The sequence below is a fragment of the Pseudomonas sp. JZ134 genome (assembly GCF_051027695.1).
In the GTDB taxonomy this organism is placed as follows: domain Bacteria; phylum Pseudomonadota; class Gammaproteobacteria; order Pseudomonadales; family Pseudomonadaceae; genus Chryseomonas; species Chryseomonas luteola.
The window spans coordinates 3,571,867-3,594,519 of record NZ_CP069250.1 but is presented as its reverse complement, the minus strand read 5'-3'; the positions used below and the strand labels follow the sequence as shown (position 1 = coordinate 3,594,519).

Here is a 22,653-nt window from a genome sequence, read left to right as displayed (position 1 = left end):
TTCTGCACCGTTTTCGGAAACAGGTAGAATCGTGTTTTTGACCCCTTGGTGGAGGCTGCGCCTTGCGAGACATTCTTCTCATTACCAGCACCGGGTATGCCGGACCCGGCTTGAGTGCTGCATTGACGAGCGTAGTGGCCGAGTCAGGCGCAGCGTTGCTGGATATTCGTCAGAGTCGTGTGCAGGGGGCCGTAACACTTGCGTTGCTCATCAAGTTGCCCGAAGGCGCTGATGCCGCTGCCTTGGGTGAAGCGCTCGAACTACGCGCTGCGGCCGTGGGGGCCAGAGTGCACCTGGCTGCTCTGGATGCAGAGGCTTATGCCGCGTGGCAGACCAACGAGTTGGCTCCTCGCCATATCCTGACGCTCATGGGACGCCAGCTGGACGCCCAACAGGTTCAACATGTGAGCGAACTTGTCGAGTCCCACGGTATGACTATTGAGCGTATCGAGCGGCTGTCGGCACCTGAAGCCAGGGAGCGTGCTGCGCTGGAATTCACGCTGGCGGGTGAACCGCAGGATCTGGAGGGGCTCAAGGCTGCCTTCTTCACCGCGACCCAGAACCTTGAGATGGATATCGGATTTCAGGCTGACACGCTGTTCCGCCGCCATCGGCGACTGGCCGTATTCGACATGGATTCAACATTGATCCAGGCGGAAGTCATTGATGAGCTGGCCAAGGCCGCTGGTATCGGAGAGCGGGTTGCCGCCATCACCGAGCGAGCCATGCGCGGTGAGCTCGATTTCAGGGCCAGTTTCAAGGAGCGACTCGCCCTGCTCAACGGCCTGCCTGAAACGGTACTCGAAGACATCGGTGCAGGGCTGCGCCTGACCGAAGGCGCTGAGCGACTGTTTTCCGAGCTCAAGCGATTGGGATACAAGACCGCTATCCTGTCCGGCGGTTTTACTTACTTTGCCCGCCAGATTCAGGCTCGGCTGGGCATCGATTATGTCTATGCCAACGAGTTGGAAACAGTGGACGGCAAGGTGACCGGTGTGGCGGTAGAGCCCATTGTGGACGCGCAGCGCAAGGCCGATCTGCTGCGTGAACTGGCCATGAAGGAAGGGCTGAGCCTTGAACAGACCATTGCCGTAGGGGATGGGGCAAACGACTTGCCTATGCTGGGTCTGGCCGGGTTGGGCGTTGCCTTTCGCGCCAAGCCGCTTGTGCGTCAGTCGGCGCGCCAGTCAATTACAACACTGGGTTTGGATGGCGTGCTGTATCTGCTGGGTGTCAGAGACCGAGACCACGTGCTTTGATCAGGCTCTGAAAGAAAAGCCGGCTATTGCCGGCTTTTTCATGTCTGTCGCTTATTCGTCCGCGACGAATTCATAGTTCATTGCCTGGCTGGGTTCCTGCAGGTAGTAACCCTGGATGTAATTCACACCGGACTGCCAGAGCGTTGCGAGGATCGTGGCGTTTTCAACGAACGGCACGATGCACAGCTTTTTGTGTTCCTGAATGCCGCTAATGAGGTTTTTCAGCGTTTCCTGGTTTTCCGGGTTGCCTAGGTCGCGGACAAACGAGCCGTCTACCTTGAGGAAATCGATTGGAACCTGCTTGAGAATATTGAACGGCGCCAATGCACAGCCGAATTGACCCAGAGTGACGCGATGCCCCAGCTTTTTCAGGCCGTTGGCCATGATCTTGGTCTGGTTGAGGTGAGCCAGAGCATTGGCCTCGCTAATTTGGAAAATCAGAGATTCAGACGGTAAGCGAGCGGCCTGCAAGGCCGCCTGCAGCCAGAGCAGGAGTCTTGCGTCCTGTAGCGAGGCGGCGGACAGGTGAATGAACAGGCAGGTATCGTGCCCACGGGCACGGTGGTCAACCAACACCTTGATGGCGTTATGGATTACCCATCGGTCTATCTTTGCACTTAGTCCGCTTTCTTCCGCTACCCGGAAGAACTCGGCCGGCGGTACTTCTTCGTTCTGAGTATTGTTCAGGCGGAGCAGCACTTCATAGTGCTCGCGGCTGTCACCTCGCAGGCTGATGAGTGGCTGGAAGAGCAGGCGGAAACGGCTCTGTTCCAGCGCCTGTTGCACAATGGCAATCAGGCTGCCTCGGCTGGCCGCTGCGGCCAGTTCTTCTGCCGGGTCGTATCGTTTGATGGCATTACCGCCCTGTTTGGCAATCGTCAGGGCGCAGCGGTGAGCGCGGTCCATGATTTCGTGCGCATTGACGGTCTGCTCATCAAGAGCCGTCAAGCCAATGGAATAGGAAGGTTGCAAGGCCCGCTTGTTGATTTCAATGGGCTGTGACACCGCTTGACGGAGCAGTGGTTTCAGGCGGCTTTCAAGCTGCTCAGCAGTGCCGCCCTGAACCAGGACGGCAAATGCATCGTCGCTGAACCGTGCAAGCAGTGCTGGCGGTGCGAAGTGCTCTTTCAGCTGGTTGGCCAGGGCGGCCAGCAGCGCATCAATGTCGGAAATGCCGATTTCAGCGAGGATGGCCGCGTACCGGTCCAGCTGCAGGTAGGCGAAGCTGGCTGTCTGACCGTGCTGGACCACTTTCTCCATTTCCGCTTCCAGCGCCTCCACAAGCCGGGTGCGATTCAGCAGACCGGTGACAGGGTCTACGCTGGTAGCTTCTCGCAGCTTTTCTTCCAGCTCGGCATCGTTCTGGTTGCCGTCACGGATGACAACCTGAATGCAGGGCTCATCTTCGTAGGTGGCTGGAGAGAAGCTCATGTCCGCCGTGAAGGTAGAGCCATCGGCGCGCAAGCCCTGGCAGAGAAAGCGGGCTGTGCCGTTGGCTTCGGGGTCATTGGAATACTGCTTGAGAAAATCGCGAAACGCCTGCTGATCATCGCTTGCCACCAGATCAATGACCGGCATCCCTTCCAGTTCTTCCACATCCGTATAGCCGAAGAGCTGCAGGTAAATGGGATTGGCATGAACATGCATCCCGTCATGGACATAGGCGATGGCATCTTCGGAGCTTTGCAAAAGCAATTGGCATCGCTTTTCTGCCTCATGCAGGGCTAGTTCGGCGGTGCGATAGGCACGCCGCACTTCCAGATTGCCAATCTCGCGCCGGGATACGAGCACGAGTCGTTCGTCTTCACCCAGCGGAACGGCATCCTGAGCCCCATTCAGTAACGCCTGGGTAATCGCGTCGGGCTCTTCAGGGTCGACCAGCTGGATAACCGGAATATCCTTGGCCTGGCGCTTGATGGTCTTGAGCGCCTCGTGAGGAGAAAGCTCTTCACAGTTGGGCGCTGCAATGAGCAGGTCCCAACTCTGCTGAAGTGCAGCGGCCAGCTCGTCCGGCTCTGTGACGCACTGTGCCCGGGTTGCGCAGCCCGCATTTCGAAACAGACTTACCAGTCGCTCGGCTTCATTCTGTGACTCCTCAACAATGAGCAGGCGGATGGTCTTCTTTTCGATAGCCATAGGTCTACGTATGAACCCGGACAGTTAAAGCGGTTAATAATCGAAGAGGCTGGAATCTACAGAGACTTCCATAAGGAGTCAAAATCGTCCTCTGTATTGGAGGACGGTCCCTGGCTTCCCGGCCTGGGTGTTTCTGGCGTCGGTCGCGCCTGCTCCAGCAGACGATATTCGAAGACGCTGAAGCTAACGGTAGCATTTTGACGCCTTGTCAGCATGCCTTGTTGCTCGACTCCCTTCTGATTGATCTGAATCTTGCTGCCTTCCTGGAAGGGCAGACGCGGGGCAACGAGAGAGGGAGACTGGTCTATGGCCTTGATTTCAGGAAGCAGCAGGCCTCTCAGATATTGGCTGTGTTGCTCGGTCTTGCGAAGCAGCTGCAATCCACAGGGGCGAGCCGTAGGCGCCAGCAGCTCGACGCCCATCTGGGTACCGCTGCCAGGGACCTGGCGTATCCAGCGAATGACCGCAATACCCCAGCTGTTCTCGTTCAGGCCGCGCAGCCCCAACACTTCGCCCGCTTGCAGTTGGTCCGGCACTTCGCCAGGCCAGCTGACGCAATAGCCGCCCGGGCTGTGATTGACGATGGGCAGCGAGAAGAGGGGGTAGGTTTTATCCAGCTCAATCTGTTCGCTTTTCACATCCACAGGCGTGTCGTAGTGGATTTCCTCATGCGCGTCCAGACTTGTATTGTGCTCGGCATCGAAGGCCAGTGACCATACATCCGACGTCTTTTCAGTCGGAGCAAAGTCCGGCTTGGACTTGGGCGGTTCCGGCAAGTTGAGCGTCTGGGCAAAGGCTACGCGACCCGAAAGGTGATAGTGCAGCGCACTCATGCCAATGCAGATCTCCAGGCGTCCCTGACCCGGGGTGCGTTGAAAGGCCCGGTCGGATTCCTGGCCCCATGCCGCGCGCAGGTGTTGCAGCAGGTCCGTGCTGATATCCGGCTGTACTGGCAGGCGTGCACGGCTGCGCTCCTCCGGCGGCAATGCCAGATAATCAGAAATCTGGCTGACCAATACCTGTGTTGACAGGCCTAGCAGGCCGCTCAGGCTGGCCTCCTTAAGGAGGGTTCGGTAACGTGGCGGCGCATCGATCTGAGGTGCGACTACAAACAGTACGCCTGGCTGGTCAGCGGGTTTTATCTGCACGAGATTTGCCCATTGATCGAGGTACTCGACCAGCTGGGCAATCTGACGCTGGCGCATCTGGTTACACCGCGCTGCCCCAAATAGCAGCGGGACAGCATAGGCCTCTTGCAAACTCTGGCCGTCAGGGCGCGTCAGTAGGTCGTCCCGTACACGCTGGCCCTGCAGGTTGAGACGCAGGGCGATCTGGAAGAGCTGATGCAGCTCCAGCCAGAGATGATCGGCTGCTGGGGTATACAATTGGGCTGCGCGAATCAGCGGGCCGTAAAGGCCTTTCATGGCGCGCTGTAGGGCCAATGGCAACAGGCTGGCCCGATCACGCGAGGGCGTATTGAGTTCGTCGACCACCACCAACTTGTAGCCTGCCGCCATATGGTTCTGTAGCGCCTGACACAGGTTGGCTACCTTGCGTGAGCGCTCGTCCAGCACAATGGGCTGGTCAAGAACATGGCGTTCGAGCATGACACACGTCCGGTTCACTTCCGGTCGCAACAACTCAAGCATGCGCAGACGTTGATCGTTCGGCTGGATCAGCTGGTTGATTTCCAGCATCCCCTGGTACAATAGACGCGCCACTTCCCCGAGCTTTGCTCGCGGCAATTGGTCCAGCCAGCGTTTCAATCCGGCGGGGCTGGCTTCGCAGAACGTAAGGCTCCGCTGCGTGGGCGTCGGTACCCGCAGCAACTGCTGAGGGCCTTTACTATCCATTGACTGTCGGTTCTCCAGACTGAGCGGCGATAACAGTCATTATCCCCAATATTCAACTACTGGACGCCAGCGGTATCGGGCTAGCGTCCCTGTGTCGCAGGTGTCAGACGTCTCCCAACAGAGGCTCGATAACCTCGGCGACCTTGGGCGAGCCAATCTGCTGTCCCATATTGACCGTGCTGAAGGCGCCTAGCTCCTGAGCCCAGTTCACTTGATCAGGGCCAAACAGGACGATAACCGTGGAGCCCAGCTTGAAACGGCCCATTTCTTCACCTTTTTCCAGATGAATGAGCGCACGTGCCGCTTCGTCGTAACGTGTTGTTTTCAACATGCGCTTGGGTGGTGTCACCATACCGGCCCAAACGGTCTCGATACTGGCCACGATCATGGCACCGACCAGAATCATGGCCATCGGACCGCGTTCGGTATCGAAGATGCACACGACACGCTCATTGCGGGCAAACAATTCCGGAACGTTCTCGGCGGTCAGGTGATTGACCGAAAAGATTCGCCCGGGTACATACACCATCTCTTTCAGCGTGCCGGCAATAGGCATGTGTACGCGGTGATAGTCCTTGGGCGATAAGTAGATCGTCGCGAACGATCCACCCATGAACGGTGCAGCCCGTTGGGCATCACCCCCTATAAGCTCCAGCAGACTGTAGCTATGCCCCTTGGCCTGGAAAATACGGCCATGCTCGACCTGACCGATCTGGCTGACTTCGCCGTCGCTCGGGCTGACAATGGCTGTCGGATCTTCCGGTAGCGGACGTGCATCTGGCTTTAAGCTGCGGGTAAAGAATGCATTGAAGTTTTCGTATGCCGTCAGGTCTTCGACCTGAGCCTGGCGCATATCCACGTCGTAGCGACGGGCAAACCATGCCGTCAGGGCATTCTTGAACCAGGGCATCCGGCATTCGGCGAAGCCGCCAATCAACCGTGACAGGAAGTGATGGGGCAGTACGTGCTGGCTAAGAATGAACAGGCGGTCTTTCAAATTCATGGTGTGTCCTTGAGCGGCAATATATGAAGCGTGAACCCGCGGGCGAGGCCAGACAAGGCAAAACAGAAAAGGCCGGGTCAGATTGCCGTGACCCAGTTCTCGTTTCATTGTACAGCCATTCGGCTCGCCGCTGGAAACCCGCTATCAGCGTTCGACCGGTGTATCCGGATGATTTCCCCATTCTCCCCAGGAGCCGGCATAACCCTTGACTCGGGGGTAACCCAGCGCCTTGGCGACCAGATAGGTAAATCCCGAGCGGTGGTGCGTCTGGCAATGGGTAATCACTTCCTTGTCGGGCGTAATCCCCAAGGCATTAAGTGTTTCGGCCATATCGCTGCGGATACGCAGACTACGTGCCGGGTCCATGCCGGCCGTCCACTCGAAATTGATGGCGCCCGGGATATGCCCGCCTTTGGCTGCCAGGACTTTTTCGCCTCGATATTCCTGTGGCCCGCGTGCATCCCAAATGGCCAGGTCTTCCGCACCCAAGCGGCTCTGCAGATACTCACGCGTTGCAGTAGGCTCATCATGCAGCGTGAGGTTGACCGGCGTATCCACCGGCGGTGGCACATCCTGTGTCAATGGCAGGCCCGCTTCGACCCAGGCATGACGGCCGCCGTTAAGGTAATGGTAGCGGTGATGACCGATCACATCCAGCAACCAGATAAAACGTCCTGCCCAGCCACCGCCTTCGTCGTCATACACGACATAAACGGCCTCAGGGCGATGGCCCAGTTCGCTGAACAATATTTCCAGGTCGGCTTTTTCAGGGAGAAGCCCTGGCGCTGGAGGTTTGCCCAGTTGTGTACGCTGGGGCGCAATGAAGTGGGCGCCGGGCACATGCCCCTCGGCATAATGCGCAGCGCTGGATAGATCGACCAGAATCAGCTCCGGCGTGTCGAGGCGGGCGGCAAGGTCGGCAGGCTCGATCACGAGCGGCAGGTCTGTAAAGGACATATCAGGTCATCCGGTCTGAAATCATGGGTTCGATTGTAGCGATCATGTGAGTCGTTGGGCGTAACTCGTCACGCCACGCTCGATGCAGGTGACAGTTTTATTGATAGCCTGCTGGTCGCGCTCGGAAAACGGCTCGCCTCCGTTGTCAATGATAGCCAGCATCGAAACGCGACCTTTGTTGCCCATCGAGCGCAGCACCATGTGTGAGTGTGGAAACAGGGCTTGCAGATTACCAGGCAGGTGAGGGCGAAACTGAGCGCTGTTCTCCGGGGTAATACGAAGTTGGGCGGGATCGCTCATCAGCTTGCGCAGCAGGGGATGATTGTTGATAGGCAGCTGAAGCCCCTTGGCTGCCTCGGGCAGGCCATGGATGCCTTGGGCCATGAGCACTGTTTGGTCCGCATCGGGTGTCAACAGGAGCAGGCGTGGCAGGCCGGTTGCCGCCAAGGCATCCCTGGCGCAAGCCGTCAGCTGGATGCCGTTGCTAAAGGAACTGGGCGTCTTTACCAGTTCGGCACAATATCGGCGCCATGCGTCCAGCCCATCGCCTGGCGTTTGGTTATTGGCCGCGGCTGATTGGGTGTCAGGCGCGGCCTTCCTGTTTGAGTGCAGGCGTCTTGCATCCCAGGGCCAGATCAGGGCTTCGGCCGGATGCCAAAGGCCTGGAATGAACTGTTGGCGAGCATGCTGCGCGGCGGCCTGATGGGTGACCTGCTGAATATGATCCAGTGACTCATGCATATAGAGGCCGACCAGCCGTTGCCAGCGGAGGATGTGCGGGTTGCTCCAGCTCTGGTGGGCGGCCACGGCCAGGCCATTCGCCAACAGAATTGTGTTGCCGGGCTGGGTGAGCCACCGACGTAGCGGCAAGTCCTCATCCAGGCGCTGTTGCTGCTGAAGAGGATGGGCATCGTTGTGGGCAATGTGCAGCGCCTTGACCAGGCGGCGACGGTCCTTCACCAGCAGGCGATATCCGTCTACAACCCAGGCGGGCAGGCTCCAGCGCTCGGCTAGGGTCAGGCACAGGTCCAGAAGGGGTACGCCAAGCAGCTCCTGCTCGACCGTGATGGCCGGCTCGTTGTTGCCCAGTACCCGCTGCTCCCACTCTTCCCAGAGTTCTGGATAAGCCTGAGCCAGTGGCCACACGGGCGCCAGGAACAGAAGCGTAGAGAGACGAACCTCCTGGCGCAGGCGAGCCAGGGTATTGCCGAAGAGGCCATTGGCCTGCGCCATGGCGTGTTCGCTGATCAACAAGAGCTGCGAAAGGGCTGGCGAGTATTTCTCTTTAGCTTCCGACGGAAGTGCCGATAACAGGTACTCAGTAGGACCCAGCCCGAGCCGGCTCAAGGCTACTTCCAGCGAAACCGCAGGATTCTCCCGGCCAAGCTGGCTTCGATTGGACTCCCTTAGCAGCACCAGCGATAGGATCGGTGACTGAAGCGCCACCTCGGCAATTTCAGGAACGGTCTTGTTGCCATTGGCCAGAGCCCTGCGGACATCTTCCTTGACTTCCTGGGGGACGGATAAACGTACGCTTTCCAGCCTTTTCAGCCAGGCGTCGAGCGTATTTGGACGAGCGGTAGTAATGGACATAGAGAGCTCGCATGAATGGCTTACAGAAATACCTACAGTCTGGCGCAGATTATCCGATAACTAAATCAGCAGCCTCTTTGTGGGCCCTTGTTTAACTAGAAGTGTTTGAAAATCATGGTCAAGATCATCGGCATTATCGTTGTCATCGGTAGCATACTCGCAGGCTTCGTGCTGTCGGGCGGCAGTATCATGGCTCTCGTGCATCCTTACGAAGTGCTGACGATTGGTGGCGCTTCGTTGGGTGCCTTTTTACAGGCCAACTCGGGCAGCACCTTCAAGATCGTGTTTAAGAAGTCTTTGTCCATGTTTGGTCATCGCTTCACTCATGCGTACTACCTGGACGTGCTCAAGCTACTCTACGAAATCCTCAACAAGAGCCGTCGTGAGGGCATGATGTCCATCGAGGGCGATATTGAAGAGCCTAACGAAAGCCCGATCTTCAGCAAATACCCAGCCATCCTCAAAGATGCACGGATGACAGCCTTCATCACTGATTATCTGCGTCTGATGTCGTCTGGCAATATGGCTCCGCACGAATTGGAAGGGTTATTCGACATGGAGCTGAACAGCACCAAGGCTGACCTTGAGCACCCTTCTCATGCCGTAGCCAAGATCGCCGACGGTATGCCAGCCATGGGTATTGTGGCAGCGGTACTGGGTATCGTAATTACCATGGGCCTGTTGGCCGAAGGGGACACCATCAAGATTGGTGCGAGCGTAGGTACCGCCCTGGTAGGTACGTTCCTGGGTATTCTGGCGTCCTACGGCTTCTTTGCACCCTTGGCGGCCTCGCTCGAGCATGACGCCAAGGAAGAACTGAACGTTCTCGAGTCCATCAAGGCCACCCTGGTTGCTTCCGCATCGGGCATGCCGCCAACCGTGGCTGTCGAGTTCGGTCGTAAAGTCCTGTATCCCGCCCATCGCCCAAGCTTCATCGAGCTTGAGCAAGCAATGCGCGGCGCGTGAGGTTAAGCCGTCATGGATAACAACCAGCCCATTATCATAAAGCGCGTCAAGAAAGTTGAAGGCGGGCACCATGGCGGCGCCTGGAAGATTGCCTTCGCCGACTTCATGACAGCCCTGATGGCGTTCTTCCTGGTGATGTGGCTGTTGATTTCGACCACTCCCGAGCAGCGGATCGCCATTTCAGGCTACTTTCAGGACCCGATCGGGTTTACGGAAAGCGGAAGTCCTTATGTGATCGACCTTGGCGGTACGCCAACACCGTCTCCCAATCAGACGCTGAACCCGACGATGGAAAATGACCCCAAGACGCCGGATTCACCTGATAGCACTGATGAGGAGCAGATCGACCAGACTACCAAGCCGAGCCCAGCCGATGCGGGCGGCATTGATGCTCAGCAGGCCGAGAACATCGCGGAGAAGATCGACAAGGAGCGCCTGCAACTGCTCCTGCAGGAATTGCAGAACAAGATCAACGAGAACCCGGATCTGCAGCGTTTCAAGGATCAGATCCTGCTCGAGATCACTCAGGACGGCCTGCGTATCCAGATCGTCGATGCGGAAAATCGGCCGATGTTCGACTCGGGCAGTGCTGAGCTGAAGATGTACTTCGAGAATATCCTGCTGGCCATGGCGGATACGATCAGGGAAGTTCCGAACAAGATCAGCATCAGCGGTCACACCGATGCCAAGCCGTTCGTAGGGAAGGGGTACTACGGCAACTGGGAACTGTCGGCTGCTCGTGCCAATGCGGCCCGTCGAGCGCTGGTGGCAGGTAGTTACCCAGAGAACCAGGTGGCCCGTGTAGTAGGGTATGCCTCGTCGGCACTGTTCGATCGCAAGGACCCGCTCGACCCGGTCAACCGTCGTATCGATATTGTTGTTCTGACCAAGAAGGCTCAGAAGGCCATCGAGGGTGACAATGGCGGCCAAGCCGATACCCCGCCGGCCGCGACTCCGGGCCAGGCTCCGGCAGGCAGCGACACGGGTGCCTCGACCGGTAGCCCCGGTAGCGTGAAGGCTACGAGTAATCTGGCCAACCCGCTCAAGGGCATCGACCTGAAGAAGGAAATCAATGCCTTCGACGACGGTGCTCTGCAAATGAGCCCGCCGCCTAAGCCCTAGCGGTAAAGAGGGTCTGCCCGGACCTAGTACTCAGGTTCGGGCAGGCTGGCGATAATGTGACGGTAACTGGCCATGCGTTGAGGGTGAATTCGACCCTCTTCCTGCGCCGCCAGAAAAGCACAGCCCGGCTCCCGGTCGTGCTTACAGTCACGGAAGCGGCAATGCCCGATAAGGTCGGCGAACTCGATAAAGCCGGCTTCCACATCCTGACGGCTTACATGACCCAGGCCGAACTCGCGGATACCGGGTGAGTCGATCAGATCGCCGCCGCCCGGGAAGTGGAACAGGCGGGCCGTGGTGGTCGTATGCGTTCCTTTGCCGGTTATCTCGGACAACGCCCCGACACGCGTGTCCACGCCCGGCAACAAGGCGTTTACCAGCGATGATTTGCCTACACCGGACTGCCCTACGAAAACACTGATGTGTCCATCGAGCGTCTCTTTCAGCTTGTCCAGGCTTAGGCCGTTCAACGCCGATACTTCGAGCAAGGGGTAGCCCAGGTTGTTGTAGATGCCCAGCAGGTTATCCATCCGCTCGGCATTACTTTCATCGATCAGATCAGCCTTGTTCAATAGTAGAATAGGCTGAATGCTGGCATGCTCGGCTGCGACCAGATAGCGGTCGATCAGGTTGCTGTGGGGCTCGGGAATCGGCGCAAATACAATGATCAATCGATCGACGTTGGCCGCAACTGGCTTCAGGACACCCCGCATGTCGGGACGGCACAGCTCCGAAATTCGAGGCAGTTGGGCGACGATAACGCCAATGCCCTGATTACCCGCCCGCCAGACTACCCGGTCTCCCGTCACCAGGGCTGGCAGGTTGGCGCGCAAGTGGCAGCGCTGGAGCTGGCCGTCTTCGCCCTCCACCTCTACCTGTACACCAAAGTGGGCAATGATCCGACCCTTCAACTCCGGGCCCAGGTCGCCACCCTCAAGCTCTTCGATCAACCGGGACTCCCGACGCTCGGCGCGAGCCGCACGTTCGGTCTGAATCTTTTCAATACGCCAGCTTTGCCGGCGAGTGAGGTGGCGTTTGGCCATTAAGTAGCTCGATAAACCTGAAGTAAAGATGAAGTCTAACAGGCGGTTCGCCTGCCGGGGCAGAGATCGTCCAGCGGTCGGATCTTGGCTAGACTGCACAGCATTATCCGCTGTTATGACTTGGCCATATGCTCGACACCTTACGCCGCCGATATCCCGCTATCCTTGCATTACTGGTGCAGGTGCTTGCACTGCTTGTTACCTGGATTGTTCTACAGGTTGGTCTGGTTACGCTCCATTACCGCGCACCGTTGATCGGTGCGGCGTGCCTGCAAGGGGTCCTGGCCGCAGCGCTTGGGCAGTGGATGGGCCTGCACCGTTGGTGGCTCTTCATCAATCTGGCTTTCGTACCAGCCCTGGTTGCCTTCGCCGGTTATGCCATTCCCGGTTGGGTCTTTCTCGCAGGATTTTTCGTTATTCTGCTCTTGAACTGGAACAGCCTAACCGAACGGGTTCCGCTCTATCTGACCGGGCATGAGACACAGCGAAAGCTCAGTGAGCTGATAGCTGAACGATCAGATAAGGTGTCTTTCATCGACCTGGGAAGCGGTCTGGCCGGAACGCTCGTCTATCTGTCGCGTTTGCACCCTAAAAGCCATTTTACGGGCGTCGAGACTGCGCCAATGAGCTTTCTGCTCTCCTGGCTGCGCTGCCTGCCACGACGTAACTGTCGGATTCGTTATCAGAGCCTCTGGAAAGTCGATCTGGCTGAATACGATGTCGTCTACTGTTTTCTCTCGCCCGCCCCAATGCCTGACCTATGGAAAAAAGCGCAGGCCGAAATGCGTCCGGGTGCGCTGTTTGTCAGCAACACGTTCGAGATTCCGGGTGTGCCTCCCCGGCAGGTCATCGAGCTGAATGACTGGCGCCAGTCGAAAATTCTCATCTGGCAACGCTGACGGCGTGGCGCAAGGCCAGCCGAGCTGTATTTATTCCGCTAAACTGCCTGCATTGCTTAAGGAGTATTGCCATGCAGAATGACCAGAACCTGATCTGGATCGACCTCGAAATGACCGGCCTGGATCCGGATAACGATGTGATCATAGAAATGGCCACCATCGTGACGGACAGTGAGCTGAACACCTTGGCCGAAGGTCCGGTCATCGCGATTCATCAGCCGGACGAGATTCTGAACGGCATGGACGAGTGGAACACACGTCAGCACGGCCAGTCAGGCCTGACCCAGCGGGTCCGCGAAAGCACCATCAGCATGGCGGAGGCCGAGCGCCAGACCCTGGCCTTCCTCGAGCAGTGGGTGCCGGCGCGCAAGTCGCCTATTTGCGGAAACAGCATTTGCCAGGACCGCCGCTTTCTTTATCGGCACATGCCGCAACTGGAAGCCTATTTCCACTATCGCAACCTGGATGTTTCAACTCTGAAAGAGCTGGCGGCGCGATGGGCTCCTCATGTCCGTGATGGCGTAAAGAAGACCGGCAGTCATCTGGCGCTGGACGATATCCGCGACTCCATTGAGGAGCTGCGCTACTACCGCAAGCACTTCATCAAGGTCTAGGCATAGCCGTGACGCCCCAGCGCCCACTCCACATGTTCGCGCACAAGTGGAGATGGGTGTTGCTGGTGCGCCTTCAATGCTTCGACCACCGGAATGCTGGTAGGCGCGTTGCCCAGCGCCACCGCCAGGTTGCGCAGCCAGCGCTCGTAGCCTGCCCGGCGTAAGGGCGAACCCTCCGTACGACTTAGAAATTCGTTTTCCGTCCAACGAAATAGCGTCACCAGATCACTGTTGTCCAAGTTATGCCGTGGCTGGAAGTCCGGTTGCGCGGTGGGCTTGGCGAATCGGTTCCAAGGGCAGACAATCTGGCAGTCATCGCAGCCAAAGACCCGGTTGCCGATCAACGGGCGCAGTTCCTCGGGAATCGAGCCCTTGAACTCGATCGTCAGGTAGGAAATGCAGCGCCGCGCATCCAGTACATAGGGGGCAACGAACGCCTGTGTCGGACAGATATCCATGCAGGCGCTGCACCGGCCACAGTGATTGCTGGGATGAGGCTCATCGACAGGCAGGGGTAGGTCGGTAAAGAGTTCTCCCAGAAAGAAATAACTGCCTGCCTTGCGGTTGAGCACCAGCGTGTTCTTGCCGATCCAGCCCAGGCCGGCCTTTTCCGCCAGCGCTTTCTCAAGCACAGGGGCGCTGTCGACGAATGCACGGTAGCCGAACGGGCCAATCGTGGCTTGAATACGTTCGGCCAGCTGTTGCAGCCGTTTGCGGATCAGTTTGTGATAATCGCGGCCCAGGGCGTAGCGAGAGATATAGGCGTGTGCAGGGTCCGCCAGTCGCTTCGCCATGTCGGTATCGCCCGGCAGATAATCCATGCGAAGCGAAACGATCCGTAGCGTGCCTGGCACCAGTTCGTCCGGGCGCGAACGTTTTTGTCCGTGTGCGGCCATATAGTCCATCTCGCCGTGATAGCCCGCGGCCAGCCAGCGCTCGAGGTACGCTTCGTGGTCGCCCAGCGCTACACCGGTAATGCCGGTCTGCTGAAAACCCAGCTCGCGACCCCATTCCTTGATGGAGGCTGCTAGCGTATCGAGATCGAGTGCGTAAGAAGACATGACGTGTTTAAGTTACTGACGAGAACCTATTTTGCCAGACCTTGGAGCTTGGTATCGCATGCACGACGAACTGCCGCTTTCCCTCTATAGCGCTGCGCAGGTACGAGCGCTCGACGCGCGTCTGATCGAATCGGGTACTTCCGGTTTCGAACTTATGCACCGTGCCGCGCGAGCCGCCTGGCGGTCCCTGCGTCAACGCTGGCCCGATGCCGGTGCACTGACTGTTTTTGCCGGGGGCGGTAATAATGGCGCAGACGGTTATCTAATCGCCTCGCTTGCTCAGCGGAGTGGCTGGCCGGTAAACGTGTATTACCTGAGCGACCCTGAAAAGCTCGAAGGCGATGCGGCCAAGGCATATATGGAGGCCAAGGGTACCGGTATCAACCCGGAGCCTTGGCGAGCGGGCGTAAAGCTGACAGGCGTTGTAGTGGACGCCATGCTGGGTACCGGCTTTTCCGGCGAAGTACGTGAGCCGTATGCCAAGGCCATCGAGCAGATCAATAGCTGCGACCTTCCGGTCGTGGCCGTCGATATTCCCTCGGGGCTCAACGCTGATACAGGCTTTGTCAGGGATCAAGCCGTCAAAGCCAACCTTACCATTACCTTTATCGGTCTCAAGCTCGGGCTGTTGACAGGCAATGGGCCTGACTACTGCGGCAGTATCGAGTTTGCCGCCCTGGTTGAGGAACCCCAGAATCCTGCCGATGCCATGGCGCAACGCCTGGCGCCCCGTAATCTGCCCAAGCTTAAGCCGCGTAAGCGCAGCTCGCACAAGGGCAACTTCGGCCATGTGTTGGTCATCGGAGGGGACGAAGGCACTGGCGGCGCTGCGCTCATGACCTCAGAGGCAGCGCTCCGCTGCGGCGCCGGCATGATTTCTCTGGCTACGCGGCCTTCGAATGTAGCGCCTGTACTGGCACGTCGACCTGAAGTGATGGTGGCAGGTGTCGAGTCCGCGGGTAAAGTCATTGCCCTGGCAGAAAAAGCCGATGTCCTGGCCGTCGGGCCTGGTCTGGGGCAGGGCGCCTGGAGCCGCAGTGTGATCAGCGTGGCGGCGTCCCGAGAAGTACCTCAGGTATGGGATGCCGATGCGCTAAACCTGCTGGCCAGCCAGGCGGTCACCAAGCCCAGGGGCGAGTGGATCATGACCCCTCACCCAGGTGAGGCTGCGCGCCTGTTGCGTAGCGATATTGCCACGATTCAGAGTCGACGCCCGGCCGCAGCCCGAAAGCTGGCGGAGCACTATGGTGCAGTGGTGCTGCTCAAAGGCCTCGGGACCCTTATTGCTGCACCGGATGGCCGCATGGCGCTCTGCGGGCGTGGTCACCCGGCGATGTCTACCGGTGGCGCAGGCGATGTGCTCACAGGCATTATTGCCGCCTTACTGGCACAACACCTCTCAGCATTCGAGGCTGCCTGCCTGGGTGCCTGGCTACATGGCCGGGCGGGAGAGCTGCTGGGGCAGCATGGTCGAGGACTGGCTGCCAGTGATTTACCTGATACCGTTCGTCAGCTTTTAGAGAGTTACAATCCATGTCTGCAGTAACGCCTTCGTGCGAGACGATAACCCTGTTCGCGCCTGACGAGGACGCCATGACAGCCCTGGGCAACACGATAGCCCTGGCCAGCGGCGGCCGTGGAACGCTTTATCTTCACGGAGACCTCGGAGCCGGCAAGACGACCTTGTCACGCGGCATCGTGCGGGGTCTAGGCCATACAGGTGCGGTCAAGAGCCCTACCTTTACGCTGGTCGAGCCGTACGAGATCGGTGAGATCCGGGTCTACCATTTCGATCTGTATCGTCTGGCTGATCCGGAAGAACTCGAGTTCATGGGAATTCGGGATTACTTCACCGGTGATGCCCTTTGTCTGATCGAATGGCCTGAGCGGGGCATGGGGCTTTTGCCAAAGCCAGACCTGGACATTACCATTACGCCGCATGCGGGCGGCCGTAACGTGCAGTTGGTTTTTCAAGGCTCACATGGTGATGCCTGGCGTGCCGCCCTATCCACAGGAGTTTGATGCAAATGGGGTGGGGGAAGCGTGTACGCCTGGGATGGGCAACGTTGGGAGTCATTTTGTGTTGTCTGGCCAGCCAGGTGTTGGCGGCGTCAGATATCAAGGATATGCGTGTCTGGCGTGCGCCGGACAATACGCGCCTGGTATTCGATTTGTCAGGGCCGGTCAAAGCCAATGTCTTTACTCTGACGTCGCCCAACCGGATCGTCATTGATGTCAGCGGAGCCAAACTGGCGACCAAGCTCAACGAGGCTCGCCTGAAGGGTACACCGATTACCGGACTGCGCTCGGCCCAACGCTCAGCCGACGAGCTGCGCATGGTGCTCGATGTGTCCCAGCAGGTTACGCCCAAGAGCTTTACGCTTGCGCCTAATCAGCAGTACGGAAATCGTCTGGTAGTCGATCTGTTCGATCAGGGCGCGGACCTGTCATCTGATATTCCCGCGACGCCTACGCCGGGTGAGCCATCTGCGCCGGTAACCCCTGCGCAGCCCAAGGTCACCGTGCCGGCTGGTCCCTCTGGCAAGCGCGACATCATTGTAGTGATCGACCCTGGTCATGGCGGTGAAGACCCTGGTGCAATTGCCAAGGGTGGCGGCCTTTATGAAAAGAACATCACGTTGGCCATCGGGCGAAAACTGCAAGCCCAGATCAACAGCATGAAGGGCTTCAAGGCCGAGCTGACCCGTACGGGTGACTATTACATCCCCTTGCGCAAGCGTACCGAGATAGCGCGTAAGAAAGGGGCTGATCTGTTTGTGTCCATTCATGCCGACGCAGCGCCCAACCGAACCGCCTCGGGTGTATCGGTATTTGCGCTTTCTCAGCGGGGCGCCACGTCTGAAACAGCGCGCTGGCTGGCAGATACTGAAAACAGCTCGGACCTTGTAGGCGGGGTGGGCAGTGCTCTGGACAACAAGGATCAGATGCTTGCCGGTGTTTTGCTGGATCTGTCCATGACCTCTACCATGTCCGCAAGTCTGGATGTCGGGCAGAAGGTTCTGGCCAACATCGGGCAACAGACCAAGCTCCTGCATAATCGCGTGGAGCAGGCTGCCTTCGTGGTGTTGAAATCGCCGGATATTCCTTCGATCCTGGTTGAAACCGGGTTCATCTCGAACCCGACCGAGTCCGTCAAGCTTGCAACGGCCTCACATCAGGAATTGCTGGCACGGCAGATCCGCAGCGGTATTTCCACGTACTTCCAGAAGAGTCCGCCGCCAGGTACATACCTGGCCTGGCTGCGTGACCAAAAAGCACAGCAAGTGGCAACCGGCTCGCGCTAAAATAGCGAGATGCCTACGCCATAGCGGTTCGAATCGGCCGGCTGCCACTGCCTCGGGCAGCGCGGCCGGTTTCGTTTTGGCACTGCTTTCCATTCGACTCTCAGACCAGCCTGGCTAATTCCATGACTGAACTTCGTCGTATTCAACTGCTCAGCCCACGTCTGGCCAACCAGATTGCCGCCGGCGAGGTGGTTGAGCGCCCGGCCTCGGTAGCCAAGGAACTGTTGGAAAACAGTCTGGATGCTGGGGCACGCCGTATCGACATTGATGTCGAGCAGGGCGGTGTCAAGCTGCTGCGAATCAGGGACGATGGTAGCGGTATTCCTTCTGACGACCTGCCTCTGGCGCTGGAGCGCCATGCGACCAGCAAGATCTATAACCTGGATGAACTTGAGCATGTCATCAGCCTGGGCTTTCGAGGAGAAGCGCTTGCCTCGATCAGCTCGGTTTCGCGCCTGACCCTTACATCACGCCACCAGGATGCCGATCAGGCGTGGCAGGTCGAGACCGAAGGGCGAGAAATGCACTCATCAGTCAAACCGGCCGCGCATCCGCAAGGCACCACGGTCGAAGTGCGCGACCTTTTCTTCAATACACCGGCGCGTCGTAAATTCCTGCGTTCGGAAAAAACCGAATTCGACCATCTGCAGGAGGTTATCAAGCGCCTGGCCCTGGCCCGCTTCGATGTAGGGTTCAATCTTCGCCACAACGGCAAGAGCATTCTAGCCCTGCGTGAGGCTACGGATGACCTTACCCAGGCCCGCCGTGTCGCGGCGGTCTGTGGGCCGAATTTTCTGGAGCAGGCCCTGCCTATTCAGAATGAACGCGGCGAGCTGCGCCTGTGGGGCTGGGTCGGCATGCCGACCTTCTCTCGCAGCCAGGCGGACCTGCAGTATTTCTACGTGAATGGTCGCATGGTGCGCGACAAGCTGGTTGCGCATGCTATCCGTCAGGCCTATCGCGATGTCCTCTATAACGGGCGGCACCCTGCATTCGTGTTGTTTCTCGAACTCGACCCAGGCGTGGTGGATGTGAACGTACATCCCACCAAGCATGAAGTTCGGTTCCGGGATACGCGGATGGTGCATGATTTCCTTTACGGCACCTTGCACCGTGCGCTGGCCGATGTGCGTCCGGACGATCAGGTGACGGCACCGGCATCGGCTGTTACCGTGCCGCCTCGCGCCACAGGCTCCGCTGCAGGAGAATTTGGTCCCCAAGGTGAGATGAGTCTGGCGGCGCATGCACTGGAAAGTAGCCAGCCTGCGCCTGCATCGTATCGCATCGAACCGGCCATGCCGGAAACATCGCCACGGCCAGTTGCTGGCGGTGGTTCTGGTGGAAGCTACGGCGGCTCCGGCAGCTATTCGGCCAAGCCGGCATACCCTACCCAGAGTGTGGCCGAGCTGCAGGGAGCCTACCAGACCTTTTTTGCTCCGTTGCCTTCTGCGGCCAGTAGTACAGGAGCTATGCCGGCTGCCTTGCCGGAAAGCCAGGGGGATATTCCTCCGTTGGGCTATGCCCTGGCTCAGCTCAAGGGCATTTATATCCTGGCGGAAAACGCTCACGGTCTAGTGCTGGTCGACATGCACGCTGCTCATGAGCGTATTACCTATGAGCGTCTGAAGGTTGCCATGGCCAGTGAAGGCTTGCGTGGGCAGCCACTTCTGGTGCCTGAGTCATTGGCGGTCAGCGAGCGAGAGGCCGATTGTGCAGAAGAACATGCCCAATGGTTTTCCAGGCTGGGCTTTGAGCTGCAGCGGCTGGGACCGGAAACCCTTGCCATCCGGCAGATACCTGCGCTGCTAAAACAGGCCGAAGCAGGTGATCTGGTTCGAGATGTTCTGGCAGATCTTCTGGAGTACGGCACGAGTGATCGTATCCAGGCGCATATCAACGAACTGCTGGGCACCATGGCCTGTCACGGCTCCGTCAGAGCCAACCGGCGTTTGACAGTGCCTGAAATGAACGCTTTGCTACGGGATATGGAGATCACCGAGCGAAGCGGCCAATGCAATCATGGTCGACCCACATGGACGCAGATGGGCCTTGATGATCTCGATAAATTATTCCTGCGTGGCAGGTAATCGAAGTTGCATGACGCGGCGTCGACTTTCATGAGAGTTTCCATGTCTTTTCCACCTGCCATTTTTCTGATGGGCCCTACAGCCTCCGGCAAGACCGATCTAGCCCTTGAGCTTGCCAAGGTTCTGCCATGCGACTTGATCAGTGTCGACTCGGCGCTGGTGTATCGTGAGATGGATATCGGTACGGCCAAGCCCTCGAAAGCACTTCTGGAGGCTTTTCCCCATCGTCTGATCGACATCCGCGAGCCCAGCGAGACCTATTCGGCAGCTGATTTCTGTGCCGATGCCCGTCAGGCAATGGCAGACATCACGGCGGCAGGGCGTATTCCTCTGCTGGTAGGCGGCACCATGCTGTATTTCAAGGCGCTCCTTGAGGGGTTAGCGGACATGCCCAGCGCCGATCCAACCATTCGTGCCGAAATCGAAACCGTTGCGGCAGAGCAGGGGTGGGGTGAGGTTCATCGGCAACTGGCAGAGGTCGATCCTGAGTCAGCGGCGCGCATCCATCCCAATGACCCCCAGCGCCTGACCCGTGCACTGGAAGTCCATCGCGTCAGTGGAATGACGATGACCGAGCATCGGGAGCGTCAAAGACAAGGAAATGCAGATTCCGACGCGCCGTTTGTCGCACATTTCCCGTATACTGCCGTTCATCTGGCTATTGCTCCTCAAGAGCGTGCGCTGTTGCATGCGCGAATAGCCCAGCGTTTCCGCCACATGCTGGAACAGGGCTTTGTCGATGAGGTCTCACGTCTACGGGCGAGAGGTGATTTGCAGCCTGAACTACCCTCCATGCGTGCCGTAGGCTACCGTCAAGTATGGGAGTATCTGGACGGCGGAATGAGTTACGACGAAATGACAGAGCGCGGCATTATCGCCACGCGTCAGCTGGCTAAACGGCAGCTTACCTGGCTACGCAGCTGGGGCCAGCTACAGTGGTTGGACAGTATGGCCCGTGACAATGTGTCGCGTGTCTTGAAAAGCCTTAAGGCGGTCTCCATATGCAGTTGAGTCTCAAGAAGAACCACGCCGGTGATGGCGAACCTTCTGACCTTGCAACAAACGAATCTTTTACCTTTGAGGAGAGCGGCACAATGTCAAAAGGGCATTCGCTACAAGACCCTTACCTGAATACTTTGCGTAAGGAACGCGTTCCAGTTTCCATTTACCTGGTCAATGGCATCAAGTTGCAAGGTCAGATCGAGTCCTTTGATCAGTTCGTCATCCTGCTGAAAAACACTGTCAGCCAGATGGTTTACAAGCACGCAATCTCAACGGTAGTTCCTAGTCGTCCTGTTCGTCTGCCTAGCAGTGATCAGCCGGCTGAACCCGGTAACATGTAAATAGGAGTCGCCTTTGTTCTTTGAACGCCCGGGTGGTGGTGAACGGGCCATTCTGGTCCATCTCGAAGGCCAAGATCCTGAATCCCGCGAGGATCCTCAGGAGTTCCAAGAACTTGCGCGCTCTGCTGGCGCTGACACGGTGGCGATGGTTACCGTGTCGCGACATCAGCCTTCTGCACGTTTTCTCATCGGTACCGGCAAGGTCGATGAACTCCATGACTTGGTGAAGGCCGATGAAGCCGAACTGGTCATCTTCAACCATACCCTTACGCCCAGTCAGGAGCGCAACCTCGAGCGCGCCCTGGAGTGCCGGGTGCTTGATCGTACTGGGTTGATTCTCGATATCTTTGCCCAGCGTGCTCGAACCCATGAAGGTAAGCTTCAGGTTGAGCTGGCACAGCTTGAGCACATGAGTACTCGTCTGGTGCGTGGCTGGACCCACCTTGAGCGACAAAAAGGTGGTATCGGTCTTCGAGGGCCGGGCGAAACACAGCTCGAGACGGACCGTCGCCTTTTGCGTGTTCGTATCCGCCAGATCAAACAGCGCCTTGAAAAGGTACGCAGTCAACGTGAGCAGGCCCGAAGAGGGCGGCGACGTGCCGAAGTTCCAGCGGTATCGCTTGTTGGCTATACCAACGCTGGCAAGTCTACGCTATTCAACACCCTGACCTCTTCCGAGGTCTATGCAGCGAATCAGTTGTTCGCGACGCTGGATCCTACATTGCGTCGTCTAGAACTGGCTGACCTGGGACCGGTGGTACTGGCTGATACCGTGGGTTTCATCCGACATCTGCCACACAAGCTGGTTGAGGCGTTTCGCGCCACGCTGGAAGAATCAAGCAACGCGGATCTGCTACTGCATGTGATCGACTCTCACGAAGAGGATCGCATGCTGCAAATCGAGCAGGTGAACGTCGTGCTGGAAGAGATCGGTGCTAACGAGATTCCCATGCTGGAGGTCTATAACAAGATCGACCTGCTTGAGAATGTCGAGCCGCACATCCAGCGCGACGAGGAAACTGGTCGTCCGATCAGAGTTTGGGCTTCTGCTCGGGAAAACCGGGGCTTGGAACTGATTCGTCAAGCTGTGGCCGAATTGTTGGGCGACGACCTGTTCGTAGGTAAATTGCGGCTGCCTCAGGCTATGGGACGTCTGCGTGCGCTATTGTTCAGTCAAGGTGCTGTACAGGAAGAATCGCATGACGAAGAAGGGTATACGGTGTTGTCAGTACGTTTACCTCGTGCAGAACTTAATCGTCTCGTCAGTCGTGAAGGTTTCAAGCCGGATGACTTCGTGGCGCAACATACTTTGCAATAAAGCCTTTATCGACGTTTTTGGTCCGGGTGCCCGGCATCCGGTAGCATTGGTCGGCGCGCCAACCGGCGCGTTTTCGCTTTAGTCAGTAGGGAGA

At 58.1% G+C, this 22,653-nt stretch carries 19 protein-coding genes; 12 read left to right on the top strand and 7 right to left on the bottom strand.

Annotated features, from left to right (window positions below; genetic code table 11):
- The first annotated feature begins 62 nt into the window (after positions 1-62).
- Complete coding sequence (gene serB / locus JQR86_RS16640) at positions 63-1,259, top strand: phosphoserine phosphatase SerB (protein WP_407362795.1); 1,197 nt, start codon at positions 63-65, stop codon at positions 1,257-1,259.
- A 51-nt stretch (positions 1,260-1,310) separates the two neighbouring features.
- On the opposite strand, the gene JQR86_RS16635 is transcribed toward serB, so the two are convergent.
- The 5 genes from JQR86_RS16635 to JQR86_RS16615 form a co-directional block, all read right to left on the bottom strand.
- The gene (locus JQR86_RS16635) at positions 1,311-3,395 is read right to left on the bottom strand and encodes an EAL domain-containing response regulator (RefSeq protein ID WP_434153917.1); all 2,085 of its coding nucleotides are present in this window, start codon (positions 3,393-3,395) and stop codon (positions 1,311-1,313) included.
- Positions 3,396-3,451: 56 nt separating this feature from the next.
- Positions 3,452-5,248 (bottom strand): molecular chaperone, encoded by a 1,797-nt coding sequence (locus tag JQR86_RS16630; protein WP_150348108.1) that lies wholly within the window; start codon positions 5,246-5,248, stop codon positions 3,452-3,454.
- 103 nt (positions 5,249-5,351) lie between these two features.
- On the bottom strand, positions 5,352-6,245 hold the full coding sequence (gene asd, locus JQR86_RS16625) for an archaetidylserine decarboxylase (protein ID WP_150348672.1): 894 nt from the start codon (positions 6,243-6,245) through the stop codon (positions 5,352-5,354).
- Positions 6,246-6,395: 150 nt separating this feature from the next.
- Entirely contained in the window at positions 6,396-7,208 is an 813-nt protein-coding gene (gene rhdA / locus JQR86_RS16620) for a thiosulfate sulfurtransferase (protein ID WP_150348107.1), read from the bottom strand.
- A 42-nt stretch (positions 7,209-7,250) separates the two neighbouring features.
- A complete protein-coding gene (locus JQR86_RS16615; protein ID WP_407362797.1) occupies positions 7,251-8,801 on the bottom strand; it encodes an HDOD domain-containing protein in 1,551 nt (516 codons plus the stop codon).
- A gap of 114 nt (positions 8,802-8,915) precedes the next feature.
- Between JQR86_RS16615 and motA the strand changes: the two genes are divergently transcribed.
- Both motA and motB read left to right on the top strand, forming a co-directional pair.
- The gene (gene motA, locus JQR86_RS16610; protein ID WP_010796910.1) at positions 8,916-9,767 is read left to right on the top strand and encodes a flagellar motor stator protein MotA; all 852 of its coding nucleotides are present in this window, start codon (positions 8,916-8,918) and stop codon (positions 9,765-9,767) included.
- A gap of 12 nt (positions 9,768-9,779) precedes the next feature.
- Positions 9,780-10,889, top strand: coding sequence for a flagellar motor protein MotB (gene motB, locus JQR86_RS16605; protein ID WP_407362798.1), 1,110 nt, complete (start codon positions 9,780-9,782; stop codon positions 10,887-10,889).
- A gap of 23 nt (positions 10,890-10,912) precedes the next feature.
- On the opposite strand, the gene rsgA is transcribed toward motB, so the two are convergent.
- Positions 10,913-11,932 carry a small ribosomal subunit biogenesis GTPase RsgA gene (gene rsgA / locus JQR86_RS16600; protein ID WP_219650884.1) on the bottom strand — a complete coding sequence of 340 codons (1,020 nt, stop codon included), beginning with the start codon at positions 11,930-11,932 and terminating at the stop codon, positions 10,913-10,915.
- 128 nt (positions 11,933-12,060) lie between these two features.
- Here rsgA and JQR86_RS16595 point away from each other — a divergent pair, with 128 nt between their 5' ends.
- Both JQR86_RS16595 and orn read left to right on the top strand, forming a co-directional pair.
- Positions 12,061-12,831, top strand: a complete 771-nt coding sequence (locus JQR86_RS16595; protein WP_073449590.1) for a trans-aconitate methyltransferase — start codon at positions 12,061-12,063, stop codon at positions 12,829-12,831.
- A 71-nt stretch (positions 12,832-12,902) separates the two neighbouring features.
- Complete coding sequence (gene orn, locus JQR86_RS16590) at positions 12,903-13,445, top strand: oligoribonuclease (protein WP_010796914.1); 543 nt, start codon at positions 12,903-12,905, stop codon at positions 13,443-13,445.
- Here orn and queG read toward each other — a convergent pair.
- Positions 13,442-14,506 (bottom strand): tRNA epoxyqueuosine(34) reductase QueG, encoded by a 1,065-nt coding sequence (queG, locus tag JQR86_RS16585; RefSeq protein ID WP_407362799.1) that lies wholly within the window; start codon positions 14,504-14,506, stop codon positions 13,442-13,444. The genes orn and queG overlap by 4 nt on opposite strands.
- Before the next feature lie 58 nt (positions 14,507-14,564).
- On the opposite strand from queG, the gene JQR86_RS16580 reads away from it, so the two are divergent.
- The 7 genes from JQR86_RS16580 to hflX all read left to right on the top strand — a co-directional run bounded on the left by JQR86_RS16580 (position 14,565) and on the right by hflX (position 22,559).
- Complete coding sequence (locus JQR86_RS16580) at positions 14,565-16,052, top strand: NAD(P)H-hydrate dehydratase (protein WP_407362800.1); 1,488 nt, start codon at positions 14,565-14,567, stop codon at positions 16,050-16,052.
- Positions 16,040-16,528, top strand: a complete 489-nt coding sequence (gene tsaE / locus JQR86_RS16575; protein ID WP_125887321.1) for a tRNA (adenosine(37)-N6)-threonylcarbamoyltransferase complex ATPase subunit type 1 TsaE — start codon at positions 16,040-16,042, stop codon at positions 16,526-16,528. The genes JQR86_RS16580 and tsaE overlap by 13 nt, the downstream gene beginning before the upstream one ends.
- Positions 16,529-16,533: 5 nt before the next feature.
- Positions 16,534-17,811, top strand: a complete 1,278-nt coding sequence (locus tag JQR86_RS16570; RefSeq protein WP_010796918.1) for an N-acetylmuramoyl-L-alanine amidase — start codon at positions 16,534-16,536, stop codon at positions 17,809-17,811.
- Between the two features lie 122 nt (positions 17,812-17,933).
- On the top strand, positions 17,934-19,898 hold the full coding sequence (mutL, locus tag JQR86_RS16565) for a DNA mismatch repair endonuclease MutL (RefSeq protein WP_407362801.1): 1,965 nt from the start codon (positions 17,934-17,936) through the stop codon (positions 19,896-19,898).
- A gap of 42 nt (positions 19,899-19,940) precedes the next feature.
- Positions 19,941-20,909, top strand: a complete 969-nt coding sequence (gene miaA, locus JQR86_RS16560) for a tRNA (adenosine(37)-N6)-dimethylallyltransferase MiaA (RefSeq protein ID WP_407362802.1) — start codon at positions 19,941-19,943, stop codon at positions 20,907-20,909.
- Positions 20,910-20,992: 83 nt separating this feature from the next.
- Positions 20,993-21,241 carry an RNA chaperone Hfq gene (gene hfq / locus JQR86_RS16555; RefSeq protein ID WP_026003896.1) on the top strand — a complete coding sequence of 83 codons (249 nt, stop codon included), beginning with the start codon at positions 20,993-20,995 and terminating at the stop codon, positions 21,239-21,241.
- A gap of 13 nt (positions 21,242-21,254) precedes the next feature.
- Positions 21,255-22,559, top strand: a complete 1,305-nt coding sequence (hflX, locus tag JQR86_RS16550) for a ribosome rescue GTPase HflX (RefSeq protein ID WP_122043569.1) — start codon at positions 21,255-21,257, stop codon at positions 22,557-22,559.
- Positions 22,560-22,653 lie beyond the last annotated feature (94 nt).

What these genes read in the sequence shown, in the direction of transcription:
- motB (WP_407362798.1), top strand. Translation starts at nt 9,780, where the DNA reads ATGGATAACAACCAGCCCATTATCATAAAGCGCGTCAAGAAAGTTGAA.
- hfq (WP_026003896.1), top strand. Translation starts at nt 20,993, where the DNA reads ATGTCAAAAGGGCATTCGCTACAAGACCCTTACCTGAATACTTTGCGT.
- queG (WP_407362799.1), bottom strand. Translation starts at nt 14,506, where the DNA reads ATGTCTTCTTACGCACTCGATCTCGATACGCTAGCAGCCTCCATCAAG.
- motA (WP_010796910.1), top strand. Translation starts at nt 8,916, where the DNA reads ATGGTCAAGATCATCGGCATTATCGTTGTCATCGGTAGCATACTCGCA.
- JQR86_RS16615 (WP_407362797.1), bottom strand. Translation starts at nt 8,801, where the DNA reads ATGTCCATTACTACCGCTCGTCCAAATACGCTCGACGCCTGGCTGAAA.
- JQR86_RS16570 (WP_010796918.1), top strand. Translation starts at nt 16,534, where the DNA reads ATGGGGTGGGGGAAGCGTGTACGCCTGGGATGGGCAACGTTGGGAGTC.
- JQR86_RS16630 (WP_150348108.1), bottom strand. Translation starts at nt 5,248, where the DNA reads ATGGATAGTAAAGGCCCTCAGCAGTTGCTGCGGGTACCGACGCCCACG.
- rsgA (WP_219650884.1), bottom strand. Translation starts at nt 11,932, where the DNA reads ATGGCCAAACGCCACCTCACTCGCCGGCAAAGCTGGCGTATTGAAAAG.
- orn (WP_010796914.1), top strand. Translation starts at nt 12,903, where the DNA reads ATGCAGAATGACCAGAACCTGATCTGGATCGACCTCGAAATGACCGGC.
- mutL (WP_407362801.1), top strand. Translation starts at nt 17,934, where the DNA reads ATGACTGAACTTCGTCGTATTCAACTGCTCAGCCCACGTCTGGCCAAC.
- JQR86_RS16580 (WP_407362800.1), top strand. Translation starts at nt 14,565, where the DNA reads ATGCACGACGAACTGCCGCTTTCCCTCTATAGCGCTGCGCAGGTACGA.
- rhdA (WP_150348107.1), bottom strand. Translation starts at nt 7,208, where the DNA reads ATGTCCTTTACAGACCTGCCGCTCGTGATCGAGCCTGCCGACCTTGCC.
- tsaE (WP_125887321.1), top strand. Translation starts at nt 16,040, where the DNA reads ATGTCTGCAGTAACGCCTTCGTGCGAGACGATAACCCTGTTCGCGCCT.
- JQR86_RS16595 (WP_073449590.1), top strand. Translation starts at nt 12,061, where the DNA reads ATGCTCGACACCTTACGCCGCCGATATCCCGCTATCCTTGCATTACTG.
- miaA (WP_407362802.1), top strand. Translation starts at nt 19,941, where the DNA reads ATGTCTTTTCCACCTGCCATTTTTCTGATGGGCCCTACAGCCTCCGGC.
- JQR86_RS16635 (WP_434153917.1), bottom strand. Translation starts at nt 3,395, where the DNA reads ATGGCTATCGAAAAGAAGACCATCCGCCTGCTCATTGTTGAGGAGTCA.